This is a genomic window from Halomonas sp. BLK-85 (assembly GCF_044792155.1).
Classification (GTDB): Bacteria; Pseudomonadota; Gammaproteobacteria; order Pseudomonadales; family Halomonadaceae; genus Vreelandella.
Window position 1 is genome coordinate 2,615,776 of record NZ_CP087731.1, and the last position, 16,529, is coordinate 2,632,304.

The following is a 16,529-nucleotide window of genomic DNA, read 5'->3' on the forward strand; positions in this document are numbered from 1 at the left end:
ATGTTTCACGGCGGACTTCTGGTGGCCGTATCGCTTTTATATATCGCGGTACTGTTTGGTATTGCCTGGTACGGTGATCGGCGTGCCCGCACTCATGGCGCCAGCCATAAACGCCCGATTATTTACAGTCTGGCCCTGGCAATCTACTGCACCTCGTGGACCTTTTATGGCGCCGTTGGCCAGGCAGCCACCAACGGCTGGTCGTTTGCCAGTATCTTTATCGGCCCGATTCTGACCTTCCTGCTGTTCTGGCCAGTGCTCGCCAAGATGATCCGCGTTGCCAAGCATCAGAATGTCACCTCGATTGCCGACTTTATTGCTTCACGCTACGGCAAGGCCCAATCGCTGGCCGCCTTTGCCAGCCTGGTGGCCCTGTTTGGAACCCTGCCCTATATCGCGCTGCAGCTTAAAGCCGTGGCCTCCTCCTTCAGCATTCTGACCGATGCCAGCGATGCAGCCCAGGCCCCCCTGTTTACCGACACGGCCTTCTATGTGGCCATTGTCATGGCGGTCTTTGCGATTATTTTCGGCACCCGTCATACCGACGCCACGGAACATCATGAAGGCCTTATTCATGCGGTTGCCTTTGAATCCCTGGTCAAGCTGCTTGCCTTCGTGGTGCTTGGCAGTGTCGTTACCTGGGGCATGTTTGACGGTCTGGGCGAGCTGATGAATTTTGCCGAAAGCCAGCTTGAACTTCAGCGCCAGCTGGCCAGTCAGGATTTTGGTCAGGGTTTCTGGGCCCAGACCCTGTTGGCCATGCTGGCGGTGCTGTGCCTGCCGCGCCAGTTTCATGTTGCCGTGGTGGAAAATACCCACAGCGACGATGCCCGCAAGGCGCGCTGGCTTTTCCCTCTGTACCTGGTCGCGATTGCCTTCTTTGTAGTGCCGCTGGCCGCGGCCGGCCTGTGGATGTTCGGCGACACTGGCATGGAGCCGGATAGCTATGTGCTGGCCCTGTCAATGGCCTCTGGCCAGGACTGGCTGACGCTGCTGACGTTTATCGGCGGTTTTTCAGCCTCCACCGGCATGGTGATTGTGGCGGCTGTGGCGGTCTCGATCATGATTTCCAATGAGATCGTGATTCCCGCCCTCTTCCGGCTGCGCTGGTTTGATACCCAGGCCCGAGACTATGGCCGCCTGGTGCTACGTGCACGGCGCCTGACCATTATTGCAGTCCTCGGCATGGGCTACGGTTTTTATCAGCTGATTGCTGAATTTACCTCACTGGCTTCTATCGGCATGCTGTCGTTTGCCGCAGCGGCCCAGTTTGCACCGGCCCTGATTGGTGGCCTGTACTGGAAGCGTGGCAATCGTTTCGGAGTGATTGTCGGCATGAATGCCGGTTTCATTATCTGGACCTACAGCCTTCTGATGCCGGCCATGATCAATGCCGGCGTATTGCCTGACACCTGGCTGCTGGGCGGCCCACTCAACCAGCAGTGGCTGACACCCACGGCCCTGTTCGGCCTGCAACTTGGCGACCCCTTTACCCACGGCGTCATGCTGTCCCTCGGGCTGAACCTGTTCTGCTTCATCTTTGTCTCACAGGTGACGTCCCAACGCGTGGTTGAACGCATCCAGGCTTCGCTGTTTGTCGATAGCGTGGAAACCCGCCAGACCTCTGTCAACCGCCCCTGGACAGGGGCCACCACAGTGGGTGATCTCAGGGTTTTGTGTGAACGTTTTCTCGGCGCTCGCCAGGTGTCCCGCGCCTTTGACGATTATGCCCGGCGCACCGGCAAGCCGCTTGAAGACAGCACCCGCGCCTCGATTGATATTATCCAGTTCACGGAACGCTTTCTGGCCTCGGTACTGGGAGCCTCTTCGGCCCGCATCGTCGTCAATTCAGCCCTCCAGGGGCGCGGCATCGGTATCTCGGATGTCATTTCCATTGTGGATGAAGCCTCCCAGGTACTCGAATTCAACCGCGCTCTGTTGCAGGCGACCATCGAAAACATCAACCAGGGCATCAGCGTGGTGGATCAGAACCTGCGCCTGGTGGTGTGGAACCAGCGCTATCTGGAGCTTTTCCGCTTCCCTGATCACCTGATAAGGGTGGGCGCCCCTATCGACCGCATCTTCCGTTACAACGCCCACAACGGCGAATATGGCCCCGGCGACCCGGAAGAACACGTACAACTGCTGCTGGATAACATCCGCGAAGGGCAACCGCATCGCTATGTGCGCTATCGCCAGGATGGCAGCGTTCTGGAAGTACAGGGCAACCCCATGCCGGGCGGTGGCTTTGTGTATACCTACCAGGATATCACCCAGCAAAAGCGTATCGAAGAAGCCCTGATACGCTCGGAAAACAATATCCGTATCTACACCGATAATGTGCCGGCCCTGATTGCCTACTTTGACAAGGAATGCCGTTATCTGTTTACCAACCGCGCCTACGAACAGGCCTTCGGGATTGACCGCAACGCCGTGATCGGAAAGCGCAATGACGAAGTACTCAGTCGCGAACAAGCCGAAGAGCGAGCGCCCTGGGTGGCACGCGCCCTGAACGGCGAGCGGGTCAGCTTTGAAGTGTCGCTGATGTTCAACGACAGCATGCACTACATGCTGGTCACCTACACACCGCACTTCGGCGATAGCCAATCAATACTTGGCTTCTTTGCCCTTTATCAGGACATCACCGAACGGCGCCAGGCAGAAATCGCCCTCAAGGAAACCAACGAGACCCTGGAAGAACGCGTGCGGGAACGCACCCAGGCGCTTTCCGAAGCCAACGCCGCCCTGCGTCAGGAAAACCAGGTGCGCGCCGAAGCGGAACTGGCCCTGCGCCAGGCCAAACAGCTGGCAGAGGATGCCAATGCGTCCAAGACCCGCTTTCTGGCCGCCGCCAGTCATGATCTGCTCCAACCGCTCAATGCTGCGCGTCTGTTTACCTCAGCACTGATCCAGGGGCAGCATGACAACAATACCCAGCGCACCATCCATCACATCGACAACTCCCTGCAGGCCGCCGAAGAGTTGCTCAGCACCCTGCTGGATATCTCCAAACTGGATGCCGGTGCCCTGACCCCAAGACGTAGCCACTTCGCACTGGCGGATATCTTCCAGCCGCTGCGCGCCGAATTCGATGTCATGGCGGAAGATCGCGGCCTGGATCTGGATGTCGTATCCACCCGCCAATGGGTCGACTCCGACCCCCAGATGCTGCGCCGAATAGTGCAGAATTTCCTGTCTAATGCGCTGCGCTATACCCAGGAAGGCCGGGTGCTATTGGGCTGCCGCCGTCATGGTGACCGACTGAGCATCGAAGTATGGGACAGCGGTCCGGGCATTCCCGAATCCAAGCTATCCGAGATATTCCAGGAGTTCCGCCGACTTGATCAGGCCTCTCGGCATAAGGAAAGCGAAAAGGGCCTGGGGTTGGGGCTGTCAATTGCCGATCGCATGTGCCGGGTGTTGGACCACCCCATCAAGGTACGCTCCCGGGTTGGCCTGGGCACCGTCTTTGCGATCAGCGTGCCGGTAGTAGCCGCGCGGGAACAGAGCAGTATCGAAGAGCCCGGCCGACGCCGTGCCAGCAACAAACTCTCGGGCACCCGCATTGTCTGCATCGACAATGAATCCCTGATTCTCGAAGGCATGAGCGCCATGTTGAGCGGCTGGGGGTGTGAAGTTTTTACCGCCACCAGTATCGGCGGTGCCAAGTCCATTCTGCGTAATATGGACGGCGACCCGGATGCGATCCTGGCCGATTACCATCTGGACAATGAAGTGACCGGCATGATGGCGCTTGAGGCCCTGAGCGAACGGCTGGAAGGCGCCGTGCCCGGCATTGTGATTACCGCCGACCGCACTGAAGCCGTTGCTGAAGAAGTCAAGCGTGCCGGCTACCAGCTACTGCTCAAACCGGTACGCCCCGCCGCCCTGCGCGCCCTGCTTACCCGCACGTTACAAGCCAGCCGAGCGGGGGAAGCGTGAATCGTGAATCGTGAATCGTGAATCGTGAATCGTGAATCGTGAATCGTGAAAAGTGTGGTGTCATTCCTGGGACCATACCAACTACTCACTACTCACTACTCACTACTCACTTCTCACTACTCACTACTCACTACTCACTACTCACTACTCACTACTCACCATTATTCAAGAAGACACTTTCGGCGGTTCAACTTCCAGTTTCTGGGCGGCAATCACCGCCTGGGTGCGGGAGTGCACGCCAAGCTTACGCAAAATGGCCGTGACGTGAGCCTTGATAGTGGCCTCTGACACACTCAATTCATAAGCAATCTGCTTGTTGAGCAGGCCTTCGGTCAGCATGTTCAGCACACGGAACTGCTGAGGAGTCAAAGACGCGATGGCTTCAGCAAACTTGGTTTCATCCTCGCTGCTTTCATCCAGTACGCCTGCCAGCGCTTCCGGCAGCCAGACCTCACCGTCAAGAATCTCCCCAACCGCTTCGGCAATCAGCTGCAATGACGACGACTTGGGAATAAAACCGGAGGCACCATAATCTATCGCGCGGCGCACGACGTAGGGCTCATCGCTGCCTGACACCACCGCTACGGGAATATCCGGCATCTGGCCACGCAGCTGAATCAGCCCGGAAAAACCGTGGGCACCAGGCATATGCAGGTCGAGCAGAATCAGGTCTGCATCCGGATGGCGGTTGACCACGTCGGCAGTGGCTTCCATGGTGTCGGCTTCAACGATCTCCGCCTGTGGCGCCAGTTGACGCAGCGCCTGGGTCAGCGCAGCGCGAAACAAGGGGTGATCGTCTGCAACAATGAATTTTTGAGCTATAGCCATGGATATTCCTCCGGTTCTTAAGCAGCCAGCGTATTGCCGCGACGTTAGGCTTATTCTGTGTTGGCATGGTACCCCATGGCGTTCTTCATTCCCAAGCACCACAGGCACAAATTGTTATATTAGCAATGAGAAAGCGATGCATATTTATTTAATATAATGCTAATAAGCGGCCCTGCAAAATATCCCCTACAGAATGGCTGAAAAAACAGACCCACACAAACAAACGTGCCGGCTAAATAAGCCGGCACGCTGACTATCAGTCTTGAGGCAGGCGAGCCAGAAATAGTGCTCGCCCTTCGCTGAGTAAACTCGCTAAGCGACAGAGCGCTATGACTTGACAGCGCGATGCTCGATCAGCTCATCCACAACGCTCGGGTCCGCCAGCGTGCTGGTATCACCCAGGCCATCACATTCATTGGCAGCGATCTTGCGCAAAATGCGACGCATGATCTTGCCTGAACGGGTTTTCGGCAAGCCAGGGGCCCACTGGATAACGTCGGGAGAAGCAATCGGGCCGATATCCTTGCGCACCCATTTGGTGAGCTCCTTTTTCAGCTCATCAGTAGGCTCAGCATCATCGTTCAGGGTAACGTAGATGTAGATACCCTGGCCCTTGATATCATGAGGGAAGCCAACCACAGCGGCTTCTGCTACCGCCTCATGCGCCACCAGGGAAGATTCGATCTCGGCGGTACCCATACGGTGGCCCGATACGTTCAGAACGTCATCGACACGCCCGGTGATCCAGTAATAGCCGTCTTCATCGCGGCGGCAGCCGTCACCGGTAAAATACATGCCATCGTAGGTAGAGAAGTAGGTCTGCACAAAGCGGTCATGGTCGCCCCAGATAGAGCGCGCCTGACCTGGCCAGGCATCCAGAATCACCAGGTTACCCTCGGTGGCACCTTCCAGCAGATTGCCTTCGTTATCCACCAGGGCGGGCTGAACGCCAAAGAATGGGCGTGTGGCTGAGCCGGGCTTCAACGGGGTAGCGCCCGGCAATGGGGCAATCATGATGCCGCCGGTTTCCGTCTGCCACCAGGTATCCACGATCGGACACTTTTCATTACCGATTACCCGGTAGAACCACTCCCAGGCTTCCGGGTTGATCGGCTCACCGACTGACCCCAGAAGACGCAGGCTATCACGCTTACTGGAATCCATGACGTCGTCGCCATGGGCCATCAGCGCGCGCACGGCAGTTGGGGCGGTGTAAAGAATATTGACTGAATGCTTGTCAACGATCTCGCCCATACGGCCATGACTCGGGTAGCTGGGCACCCCTTCAAACATCAGGGTAGTCGCACCGTTGGCCAGCGGCCCGTAGACAATATAGCTGTGACCGGTGACCCAGCCCACGTCTGCCGTACACCAGTAGACTTCACCTTCCTGATAATCAAACACATACTGGTGGGTCATGGCGGCGTAGGTCAGGTAGCCACCGGTTGTATGCTTGAGGCCCTTGGGCGCCCCGGTAGAGCCCGAGGTATAAAGAATGAACAGCGGGTCTTCAGCCCCGACGGCTTCCGCGTCACACTCGGTTGACTGCTTGTCGACCATGTCGTCAAACCACAGATCGCGAGTGTCGTTCCAGTCCACGTCACCGCCGGTACGCTTCACCACCAGAACGTTCTTGCACACATCCGTATCGTCGCGGGTCAAGGCAGCATCAACGTTCTCCTTGAGCGGCACATGCTTGCCGCCTCGTACAGATTCGTCAGCGGTAATCACCAGCTTGGAATCCGCCCCGATAACGCGCTGGGCAACCGCATCCGGCGAAAAGCCACCGAAAACAACCGAGTGAACCGCGCCAATGCGGGCACAGGCCAGCATGGCCATGGCGGCTTCCGGAATCATCGGCATATACAGGGTGACGGTGTCACCCTTCTGAATACCCAGTTCCTTCAGCGCATTGGCGACCTGATTGGTGCGCTCATAAAGTTCACGGTAGCTGATGTGTTTGGCATCGGCCGGGTCATCCCCCTCCCAGATAATCGCGGTCTGATCGCCCCGGGTGGCCAGGTGGCGATCCAGACAGTTGGCGGCCACGTTAAGCTGGCCATCCTCGAACCAGCGAATATCGACGTTATCGCGGGCATAGGACGTATGCTTGATCTGGGTGGGTGCCTTGATCCAATCCAGGCGTTTCGCCTGCTCGGCCCAGAAGCCTTCCGGGTCATCCACTGACTGCTGATACATGGCCTGATACGTCTTTTCATCGGCCCACGCATTGGCGGCGATTGATTCGATCACCGGATAGACGTTCTGCTGTTCGCTCATGAAATTGCCTCTGTCCGTGAAAAATGCACTTTCTATTGAACCAAGCCCCTTGATCTAGCCTTGAACAAAGCGTGTTGCCAAATGCATTAAATCAAGCTTTTGATAGAAACGGCTTAAAATAGCCCAACGTCAGAAAGTGGCTTTGGGAATGTTACCGGCTGGTTATTATGATGCTGTTCCGGCGTTAAAATAGTGTTACTAGCATAAACCCCACGGCGCCAGCTTCCCTTTAGACATTGGTATTAACATTTTTTCTTTTTATAACAATGATTTATGTCTAGCTTTTTGGCAATTCCTGGCCACAATAGACCAAGGTCTGAGCGCATGACCGGCAGCGGTAGCGGCGCCCGCGGCGCACCTGCGCATGACGCCGGGCGGTAAACCAATGGTGACTCCCCTCCTGTCCCCGACAGCCACATTGATAGAGGTAGGGCCGGGGCTGCGCTTTACCGATATCAAAGCGGTGGGTCACCCGGGGTGGCAACCCGAACAGGCTCACCATTACCTGTTGCCATTCACGGCCGTGGGGTTTGAGACGCGGGCCATCCTGTAGATGAAACACCAGCCAATGGGCCATTTCATGCGGAATCACTTCCTCAAAGAAAGCCTGACGGTTGTCAACCAGCAAGACAGGGTTGAAGCGCAAGCCCCCACGCCCAAGATGCGCCTGCCCGGCGCTGGCGCCTTTAAGATCAAACCATACCTGTGGGCAGGGCAAGGCCGGGTAGACTTCCCGGCAGCGCTGCAAGGCCTGCATCACTCGCTCCCTTGCCGCCTGATACAGTTCGCTATCATTCATCTCGTCCAGCTGGTTTTCTGGCCAGGCTGGCAGAGGCAACGCCTTGTTTAATGGTAAACTGGCCATCATAGATCCTGTTATGTTTTCCAGCCATGCCCATTTGCTAGTGAGGCTTTGTATGTCCAACCGTCCTGATGCTTCCGAGACAGCGTCTCAACCCTCCCTTCCACCGCAACCCCTGCTGGAAGATGAGGCGCTTGATCGCCTGGATGAGTTTCTCGATTCCGACAAGGTCGACGAAGATGCCCTCGATCTGATTTCTGCCCATGGTTTTATGTTGGCACTGGCCGTGGCGCCCAGCGAGTTGCCAGCCCAACAGTGGCTGACAGAGCTCTTTCAGGGGGAACCGCACTATCATGATGATGCCGAGCGCGATGATATTATCAAGCTCCTTACCGATCTTCGCCATAACGCCATGGCCGTACTCGAACAGGGCGGCCTGCCTGAACTGCCTTTTGAGCTGACACTGGGCGGTCTGGCAGCGGAAGAAACCCCGATTGGCGACTGGTGTGCGGGCTTCATGGAAGGTGTCTTCTGCGACGAAGCCGCCTGGTTCGCTGAAGACGAAGAAGCCGCAGCCACCCTGCTGCTGCCCTTCATGCTGCTGTCCGGGCTGTTTGAAGAGGAACCGGATATGGCGGAACTGGCCAAGGATACCCAGCGCCAGGAAGCCCTCGTCGCCCAGCTCCCTGAACTGGTGCTGGACCTTTACCTCCACTACAGAGTGCCGCCAGAACCCCCCAAACCCTCGCCTCGCGGCAAACAGGCCCGGGGCAAGCGCCAGCCCCGTTCCTGAGGGTCGTGAGTGGTGAGTAGTGAGTGGTGAGTGGTGAGTGGTGAGTGGTGAGTGGTGAGTAGTGAGTGGTGAGTAGTGAGTGGTGAGTGGTGAGTGGTGAGTGGTGAGTGGTGAGTGGTGAGTGGTGAGTGGTTGATATGACCCCATTTTTGTAGACACTTGAGTTTAGCTGTTTGCTGCATAGGCGTTAGGAGTGAGACCTCCTAGCGTCATGTGTCTTCTCATTTTTGGATAGAATTCATCAATATAGTACTGAATCTCACCAGCAATATCGCTTCGTTCCAGAATGCCTAGCCGCTTTGTCCATTCCTTCTTGAGCGAGGCAAAAAAGCTTTCTGCACAGGCATTATCCCAACAATTTCCACGGCGAGACATGCTGATCGTGACCTCACGGTCGTTAAGCCACGTCATTACCTCTTCGCTGTGATATTGAGTGCCTTGATCGGAATGAAAAAGCAATTCCTTGCCAACTGGTTGAGAACGCTTCCAGGCTGACTCCAAGGCTTTTAAAACAAGGCTTGAACTGTTCACTGCCCCCTGTGCATAGCCAACGATTTGGCGATTGCCAAGGTCCATGACAGCCGCCAGATAGAGCCAGCCTTCCTTGCAGCGAATCTGAGTGATATCCGAGACCCAGACTCTGTTGGGTTTACCTACGGCAAACTCCCGGTTCAATAGGTTAGGCAAAACAGGTAATTTTGACACACTGCGTCGATATCCAGGCTTCAATGCGGTACAGGAACGGTAGCCTGCGTCTTGAAGCAGACGCTGAACCTGGTTCTTTCCGCAGCGAAACCCTTCGTCCTGAGCTTCCAACCATAGCTTGCGATAACCGGGCACGTTCTTCATTTTCTTAGCACGCTCTAGCAAAAAAGACGTGATGCTTTGATGGCGCTTTTGCATTCTTCCAGGGCACCGTTGGTGGCCCTTCCAACGATAATACCCTGATCGAGAGACACCGAGTACTCCACAAGTTATTGAGAGCGGCCACCGCAAGTGACGGTGGGCCTCAATAAAAGCAAATTTTACTTGCCGTGCTTGGTGAAGTACTCGTCCGCCTTTTTTAAGATTTCAGCCTCCAGCTGGGAGCGTTTTAGCTGCTTTTTCAGCTTCTTAATTTCACTTTCGAGCTCCTGAACGCTTTTCTCAGGGCCGACATTGGCAATTTTTTTATCAGACGGTGTGTTATCCATAGTCAACTCCTTGCGCCAACGACTTAATGTATTCGGATGTATACATAGTTTGGCAGCAAGCATCGTCTGTGTCTGTGGTGAAGTCAGAGACGTTTGCACCGCGTCACGCTTGAACTCGTCAGAATACCTGGGGCTACGCTTGTATTTCATAACACCTTCTCTCTAGAAAAAAGGTGTCTACTTTTTCAGGGGCACTCCAGGTTGAGTGGTGAATCGTAGGGTGGATTCCCGGCGTCATCCGCCGGGCAAACAGGGATCTATAAACGCTGAGCCTACCGGCGGATGATCGGCGCAATCCACCTGTCATCGAAGCAGGCAACACCGTCGACATAAAGCAGGCCAGATCCACATTGATAAACTCGTGAATCATGAATCAGCGCTTCAATGAGCGGTGAACATACAGATCATAACGGCTGGTCTTGCCTTCAATCACATGCTGCGGCGCTGGTCCTGCGATCGGTGGGGCCTTACGTGGCCGCTTGACCACTACCCTGTGGGTGGCGGTTGCCAAAGCGGCTTCCAGCAAGCGAGGGGCATCTGCGTCATCACCTGCCAGGGCGCGAAAAAGGCGCATCTCCTTCTTGACCAGGGCTGACTTTTCGCGATGCGGAAACATAGGATCAAGGTGCACCACCTGAGGCGCAAAGCCGGCTTCAGCCACCAGGGTGGCCAGCGACTGGGTGGCATCTCCCGTACAAAGCCGCATTCGGGCGGCAATCGCAGCGGTTTCCTGATCACACTGAGCCCGTTTCAGGCCGTCATCCAGCAGGGCGGCAATAGCGGGGACACGTTCAATCAACAGCACCTCGGCACCCAGGCTGGCCAACACAAAGGCATCACGCCCCAGGCCTGCGGTAGCATCCACCACGCTGGGGGTAATACCGCTGGCCAGCCCACAGGCCTTGGCAATAAGCTGCCCGCGGCCCCCGCCAAACTGACGACGGTGAGCAACCTTGCCCGCTGTAAAGTCTACCTTCAACGGCTTGCCAAAACGTTTTTCATCCCCCACCAACACCAGGCCTTCAGAGCCCTGCTCAAGCGCCAGCCCGGCGGGAAGTGCCATGCTGGCCAGCGTCATGCCGGCTTTTTCCACGCGACATCGTTTCGCAGGTAGACCGGTTGCACCTGCCAGGCAGGCTGTCCGTGCCCTGCGGCAACCTCGTCTGCGGCCAGCCAGGCCATCTCTTCGGCGCGCGGTTCCAGGTCATCCAGGTGTTGCAGCATGGCGGCCTGCACCTCGGCCGGAAATGCCTCCCAGCGTGTAAAGCCTGACCCCACGCCGACCCACTCAACCTGATCATTGGGCAACTGCAAGCGTTCAGGGGCCAGGACGGCTTCGTCACTCAGCGGCGTCAGCTGATCCTGCACACATTGCCAGCTGGCACAATAGATTTCGCCCATGCGCGCATCCAGCGCAGTGACCAGATGCTGAAGATGAAAACGCCGATGCGCCTGAAGCGCCAGCGCTGCCAGCGTCGACACCCCCACCAGGGGGCGATCAAGCCCGTAGGCCAAACCTTGCGCCGTGCCGGCAGCAATGCGCAGCCCCGTAAAAGCGCCAGGACCGCGCCCGAAGGCAATCGCATCCAGCTGGGTGGGCGCCAGGTCCGCCTCTGCCAACACCTCGTTGATCATCGGCATCAGGCGCCGGGTATGCGCACGCGGGGTCATTTCAAAGCGGGCCAGACAGGTCGTCTGCTCAGCATCACGGCGCAACAGGGCAGCGGAACAGGCGCTGGAGGATGCGTCCAGTGCCAGTAAGGTTAACGACATAGCAGGGTCACTCTTGTCGGGGTCAATCAGGGATCAATGGCGTCAAACATGGACGCTATCAGCAATAACGACCTTATTATAGCCGTCGTACCCCAAAACGACGATGGCTCGCACAAGGCGAGCCATCAAAAAAAACACAAACATGGCGACGTTATCATGACGTCTGTCAGGAGAGCGCTTCCTTTACCTGACGAGTAATGTCATCGACGCTACCCACGCCTTCCACTCGGTGATAGGCCGGCGCAGCCTCAGGGTCTTCCTTGGCCCACTGCTGATAGTAATCCACCAGAGGCGCCGTCTGCTCATGATAGACCGCCAGGCGGTTACGCACCGTGCTTTCCTGGTCATCCTCACGCTGGATCAGGGCTTCACCGGTCACATCATCCTTGCCCGGTTCCTTGGGGGGATTGTAGTCCACATGGTAGACACGACCAGACGCCGGGTGAACGCGACGGCCTGCCAGGCGATTAACGATCTCTTCATCCGGCACGGCAATTTCCAGCACGTGATCAAGCTTGACGCCCGCCTCTTTCATGGCATCCGCCTGGGGGATAGTGCGGGGGAAACCATCAAACAGGAAGCCGTTCTCACAGTCCGGCTGGCTAATGCGCTCCTTGACCAGGTCAATGATGATGTCGTCTGATACCAGACCGCCGGTATTCATGATTTCCTTGACCTTGAGACCCAGTTCGCTGCCATTCTTGATGGCCGCGCGCAGCATATCACCGGTAGAGATCTGCGGAATATTGTATTGCTCACAGATAAACTGGGCCTGAGTTCCCTTGCCTGCGCCCGGGGCGCCTAACAGGATCAAACGCATGTAACTACTCCTTTATAATAGGTAATCAAAATCTGGATCGTACGCCAAGGCATACCAGGGCGGCATTGCAACAAGCCAACGATTGTTGCAAGACAATACCGATGCCGCCTCCCGGGCACAACTCCCCAAAAGCCTTATCCCCGAAAGCCTTACCTATTCACCCGGCGCAGACCTTTCAGCTGGCACTCAGAACCCTGTCAGCATCGCATTGCCAACCTTCAAGATAGCCCATCACTCAGAACAGGCCAGCCTCCTTGGCCAGCAAGGCTGCCTGGGTACGATTCTGCACACCAATCTTGCGATAAAGGGTTTTCATATGCAGTTTGACGGTAGGCTCTTCAATTGATAGCGCGCGGGCAATTTCCTTGTTGGACAAACCGTCGCAGAGTTTTTCCAACACCTGGAGTTCACGGCGGGTCAGCTGCTGTACCAGTGGATGCTCCGGCGGCGCTTCCTCTTCGGCGGTCATGAAGTCATGAGGCACATACTGTTCCCCCATGGCCATAAAACGCACCGCATTAACCAGAGAGCGTGCCGGCAACGTCTTGGGCACAAAGCCAGCTGCGCCGATTTCCAACGCCTCAAAAGCCACATCCCTGGGTGCAGTGCCAGACATGATCGCCACTCTGGCACCCTTTGCAGCGTCGATCACTCGCTTGAGACCTTCCAGGCCATTCATCCCGCGCATGGTATAATCCAGCATGATGAAATCAAACGTATCATCCTCGGCAATCACCCTGAGGGCATGCTCCAGGTCACGGGTGGACGTCATGTCCATACCTTCGCGAGTGAACCATAGTTCAAGGGTATCCCTGAGAAGGTCATGATCATCAGCGATCAGAATTCGCATTGCTGCAGCCTCTTATTTTCAACGGCTAACAAGACGTTCAACGGTGCCTATCAGCCGTTCCTTGTTGACCGGTTTTTCAATACATGCGTCAAACATTTTCCCCGACAGTGGCCGGATAGATGCTAGCGCGGTAATCAGCAACACAGGCAACCCGGGCGCTTGCTGACGCACCTGACAGGCCAGTTCGTCGCCACTCATCTCCGGCATGTCATAATCAGTGATCACCAGGTCCCAGACACCCGGATCATCCCTGAGGGCCTCGACCACATCAGCGGGGGCATTGGTAGGCGCCACTTCCGCGCCCGCTTCTTCAAGCATTTCAGTGATCACCGTCAGCACCGCCTGCTGATCATCCACCACCAGCACGGAACGCCCTGCCAGATTGCCGGATAGCGCAGCGGGGGATGGCCGCTGAGCCTTTTCCTCGGCTGCTTTCTCCGGCCAAAGAATAAGAAAATGGCAACCTTCGCCCAGCGTGCTGACGACTTTCAGGGCCGCCTGATTAGCCGTCACGATTGACGCCACAATGGCCAGCCCCAGACCGCTTCCCTGATCGCCCTTGGTCGTCACATAACGCTTGAAAACCAGCTCCAGCTTGTCTTTGGCAATGCCCGGCCCCTGATCCTTCACCCCCAGGGCCATATAGCGTCGTTCAGGGTCCGGCTGGCCTATCAGGCATTCACCAGCCAGATCATCCACCGTTGCCACGCCCAGCGACAGGGTGATCACTCCTTGCATGCGTTCCTGCATGGCATCCCGGGCATTGATGCCCAGATTGAGCAGCAATTGCATGATATCCGTAGGGTCAGCCAGCACTTCCAGCGTTTCCTTGCAGAGCCTTACCTCAAGCGTCAGAGGTGGACGCAGGTTAGCCTGTAACAGGTCCGCCGCCTGGCGAACGGGAAGGTTCAGATCAATCAGGCTACGCTCTGGCTGCCTGGCACCCAGCGCGAGCAGCCGACGCACCAGGCCACAGGCCTGATCAACGCCAGCCTGAATTCTGCTCGCGCCGATGGCCGCCATACTGTCAGCAGGCACATCGCTACCGATCAGGGAGGCATTACCACCGATGGCCGCCAGCAGATTATTAAAATCATGCGCAAGCCCCGCCGCCACCTGGCCGATCATTTCCCGTCGCTGAGCGACCTGAAGCTCGCGTTGCAGGCGCTCACGCTCTTCAACTTCATGCAATCCCATGAGGATAGGCTGCGCCAGTGCCGCAATACGCTCGACCACTCTCAGGTCGCTTGCAGAGAAATGCCCGCTCTCTTTGACACCCAGCAGGAGGGCACACCGATTGGACACGCCTGCCAGCGGCAGAGGCACCATCAGGAGTGAACGCAAGCACCGCAATTCTTCCGGCAATACTGGAGAGGTTCCCAGGGGTTGCAATGATGCCATCCGCCGGGCTTGACATACGGCGTCTGATACAAGGGGTACGTGCAGCCCCAGGTACTTTTCGTCAGCAGATGCCTGAACGTGGAACCCAGTGTCTGCGGCGACTAAAAGGCAGGCAGGGCAAGCCTGATAGATGGACCCGAGGTTGACCAGAAGCGCATGCAGCGCAGCAGAGGATGAGCGGGCATTACTGAGGACTGTCAGGGCATCAAACAGTATGGTGCGCTCTCTGAGGACTGCCGCCTCACGTTGGCGCAACGAATCAGTTTCGGCGAGTGCGAGTCTTAAAAGCTCTGATTCCTCAACCAGGCGCTGATTGACCCGCTGGAGCTCACGACTCTGCTGAAGCGGGTTGCCTTTTGCGGTTTCCACGCCATCCTGATGCGCGTCAGGCGTCTCTAAAAAAGCACCTTGGGTCGGCAGATGAGAAGACATGAAACATCCAGGCAAGATTGAATAGCCTGATGATAACGTAAAAAAAGCAAAATAAATCCTAACGAAACGTTCGTTAACACTACAGCCAATATGAATATTTAACAATGGTTTACAAGAATGACAACCTGCTGCTGATGACGCTATTGCGTGAATGAATCAAGGCCTCAATGCCCAAAAACAGTGCAGGAGATCATCAGATTTCCGTGACGTGAAGGCCCCTTGGGAAGCTGCCCCTGCTCCCCAAAGGTAAAAATGCCCAACCAGGGTACGCCCTCCAGGCTTTCATCAATGCCTGCCTTCACCTCATGCATGCGGTCCTGGATAGCCAGCATACATCCTCCACAAAACACCACCAGAGCGCCGGCGGGTTCGGCCTCAAGGTTACCGCGCGCAAAGCTGGTAACTCGTGATGCTCTGGAAACCAGACTTTGCGCGGATCCATGCATTTGCCAGAGCTGATCTCCTTCATCAAGATCAGCAAACATCTCAAGGCTACCGTCCGGATGAGCAATGGCCGGATGCGCGAGGAGGTGAAACGGCACGCCCGCCACTTCATGGGTTACCCGCCCGAGCGGCCAAAAAGTTGCCTCGGCCAGCACCGACAGGGGGGTATCGCCCGCCATGGGCACCCGTCCTTCTGTCCATTGATGATACACGGCTGCAGCAGGCTGGCCATCAATCTCGATCAGACGACGGCCCTCTACACGTGTCACAGTCCCCTGCTCTACCAGCGGCGCATAACCGCTGTTGTAGGAAGAAGACATCCCGCCTGAAGGGAACATCACCGATACCACGACGCCGTTATGGCAGGTTCCGCCCGGGCCAAAAAGCGACCACTGGCCGCTGATATCATTATCCGCTGCGGTTCCGCCATAAACGGGCAAGTCATCGCCGAACATTGACCGTAAGCCCTTCAGAACGGCTTCTTCATTGCCTGCCGTCACTGTCAGCCAGACCATATCGGGCACTTCCCCTGCACGCCCCGCCATCTCGAGCGCGTTGAGGGCCGCCTGCTGGGCAGCCACATCAGGGCTGACGTCAAAAGACTGCGCCGAGGTACCATAACTGCCATAGGGGTCAAAGATAGCCAGGGCACCCAGACCTTCACCATCGAGGGGCGGCATGCAATGATTTGACATGACGCCCAGACAGGAAGATCCACCATGCAAGGCAGTTGCCGGAAAGGCAGTTGTCATCATGGCCTGCAGATCAGACGCACGATGACCTACGCCGTAGTGAACAGACATAAAATCCGGTTTACCGCAGCCAGCCCTGTCGATTTCTGCTAACAACCCCTGGAAAGAATCCTTGCTGGATGCTCCAGGACCAGGCTGAATGCTGATGATTTTCATTTATACGACCCCAAATAGATTAAAACTATCAAATATAAAAAAAGACAGCGATCGCAATTAAGG

Annotated in this window: 12 protein-coding genes; 2 read left to right on the top strand and 10 right to left on the bottom strand. The window is 56.5% G+C overall.

The genetic code is table 11. The features are described from left to right. The gene (locus tag LL947_RS11925) at nt 1-3,942 is read left to right on the top strand and encodes a hybrid sensor histidine kinase/response regulator (RefSeq protein WP_499833321.1); all 3,942 of its coding nucleotides are present in this window, start codon (nt 1-3) and stop codon (nt 3,940-3,942) included. Nucleotides 3,943-4,107: 165 nt separating this feature from the next. Here LL947_RS11925 and LL947_RS11930 read toward each other — a convergent pair whose 3' ends face one another. The 3 genes from LL947_RS11930 to LL947_RS11940 all read right to left on the bottom strand — a co-directional run bounded on the left by LL947_RS11930 (nt 4,108) and on the right by LL947_RS11940 (nt 7,915). After that, entirely contained in the window at nt 4,108-4,770 is a 663-nt protein-coding gene (locus LL947_RS11930; RefSeq protein WP_290824033.1) for a response regulator, read from the bottom strand. A 327-nt stretch (nt 4,771-5,097) separates the two neighbouring features. Further along, nucleotides 5,098-7,050, bottom strand: coding sequence for an acetate--CoA ligase (gene acs, locus LL947_RS11935; protein WP_499833322.1), 1,953 nt, complete (start codon nt 7,048-7,050; stop codon nt 5,098-5,100). A gap of 277 nt (nt 7,051-7,327) precedes the next feature. After that, nucleotides 7,328-7,915 (bottom strand): SprT family zinc-dependent metalloprotease, encoded by a 588-nt coding sequence (locus tag LL947_RS11940; protein ID WP_290824029.1) that lies wholly within the window; start codon nt 7,913-7,915, stop codon nt 7,328-7,330. A 52-nt stretch (nt 7,916-7,967) separates the two neighbouring features. Between LL947_RS11940 and LL947_RS11945 the strand changes: the two genes are divergently transcribed. Further along, on the top strand, nt 7,968-8,645 hold the full coding sequence (locus tag LL947_RS11945) for a YecA/YgfB family protein (protein ID WP_499833323.1): 678 nt from the start codon (nt 7,968-7,970) through the stop codon (nt 8,643-8,645). 165 nt (nt 8,646-8,810) lie between these two features. On the opposite strand, the gene LL947_RS11950 is transcribed toward LL947_RS11945, so the two are convergent. The 7 genes from LL947_RS11950 to LL947_RS11980 all read right to left on the bottom strand — a co-directional run bounded on the left by LL947_RS11950 (nt 8,811) and on the right by LL947_RS11980 (nt 16,466). Then, nucleotides 8,811-9,988 (bottom strand): IS3 family transposase gene (locus LL947_RS11950; protein WP_499833324.1). Its coding sequence is split into 2 segments (ribosomal slippage): nt 8,811-9,697 and nt 9,697-9,988, totalling 1,179 coding nucleotides; the frame shifts between segments, so codons are not numbered across the junction. A gap of 223 nt (nt 9,989-10,211) precedes the next feature. After that, nucleotides 10,212-10,916, bottom strand: a complete 705-nt coding sequence (locus tag LL947_RS11955; protein WP_499834423.1) for a class I SAM-dependent methyltransferase — start codon at nt 10,914-10,916, stop codon at nt 10,212-10,214. Next, nucleotides 10,913-11,611 carry a tRNA (adenosine(37)-N6)-threonylcarbamoyltransferase complex dimerization subunit type 1 TsaB gene (gene tsaB, locus LL947_RS11960; protein WP_290823930.1) on the bottom strand — a complete coding sequence of 233 codons (699 nt, stop codon included), beginning with the start codon at nt 11,609-11,611 and terminating at the stop codon, nt 10,913-10,915. Before tsaB ends, LL947_RS11955 begins: the two co-directional genes overlap by 4 nt. A gap of 166 nt (nt 11,612-11,777) precedes the next feature. Next, on the bottom strand, nt 11,778-12,431 hold the full coding sequence (gene adk, locus LL947_RS11965) for an adenylate kinase (RefSeq protein ID WP_290823928.1): 654 nt from the start codon (nt 12,429-12,431) through the stop codon (nt 11,778-11,780). A 235-nt stretch (nt 12,432-12,666) separates the two neighbouring features. Then, complete coding sequence (locus LL947_RS11970) at nt 12,667-13,281, bottom strand: response regulator (protein ID WP_290823926.1); 615 nt, start codon at nt 13,279-13,281, stop codon at nt 12,667-12,669. Between the two features lie 18 nt (nt 13,282-13,299). After that, entirely contained in the window at nt 13,300-15,114 is a 1,815-nt protein-coding gene (locus LL947_RS11975; protein WP_499833325.1) for a hybrid sensor histidine kinase/response regulator, read from the bottom strand. 164 nt (nt 15,115-15,278) lie between these two features. Next, on the bottom strand, nt 15,279-16,466 hold the full coding sequence (locus LL947_RS11980) for an FIST signal transduction protein (protein WP_499833326.1): 1,188 nt from the start codon (nt 16,464-16,466) through the stop codon (nt 15,279-15,281). Nucleotides 16,467-16,529 lie beyond the last annotated feature (63 nt).

Coding starts and splice junctions, on each gene's coding strand:
- acs (WP_499833322.1), bottom strand. CDS start 7,050: ATGAGCGAACAGCAGAACGTCTATCCGGTGATCGAATCAATCGCCGCC.
- LL947_RS11975 (WP_499833325.1), bottom strand. CDS start 15,114: ATGTCTTCTCATCTGCCGACCCAAGGTGCTTTTTTAGAGACGCCTGAC.
- LL947_RS11940 (WP_290824029.1), bottom strand. CDS start 7,915: ATGGCCAGTTTACCATTAAACAAGGCGTTGCCTCTGCCAGCCTGGCCA.
- adk (WP_290823928.1), bottom strand. CDS start 12,431: ATGCGTTTGATCCTGTTAGGCGCCCCGGGCGCAGGCAAGGGAACTCAG.
- LL947_RS11945 (WP_499833323.1), top strand. CDS start 7,968: ATGTCCAACCGTCCTGATGCTTCCGAGACAGCGTCTCAACCCTCCCTT.
- LL947_RS11930 (WP_290824033.1), bottom strand. CDS start 4,770: ATGGCTATAGCTCAAAAATTCATTGTTGCAGACGATCACCCCTTGTTT.
- tsaB (WP_290823930.1), bottom strand. CDS start 11,611: ATGTCGTTAACCTTACTGGCACTGGACGCATCCTCCAGCGCCTGTTCC.
- LL947_RS11980 (WP_499833326.1), bottom strand. CDS start 16,466: ATGAAAATCATCAGCATTCAGCCTGGTCCTGGAGCATCCAGCAAGGAT.
- LL947_RS11925 (WP_499833321.1), top strand. CDS start 1: ATGTTTCACGGCGGACTTCTGGTGGCCGTATCGCTTTTATATATCGCG.
- LL947_RS11970 (WP_290823926.1), bottom strand. CDS start 13,281: ATGCGAATTCTGATCGCTGATGATCATGACCTTCTCAGGGATACCCTT.
- LL947_RS11955 (WP_499834423.1), bottom strand. CDS start 10,916: ATGACGCTGGCCAGCATGGCACTTCCCGCCGGGCTGGCGCTTGAGCAG.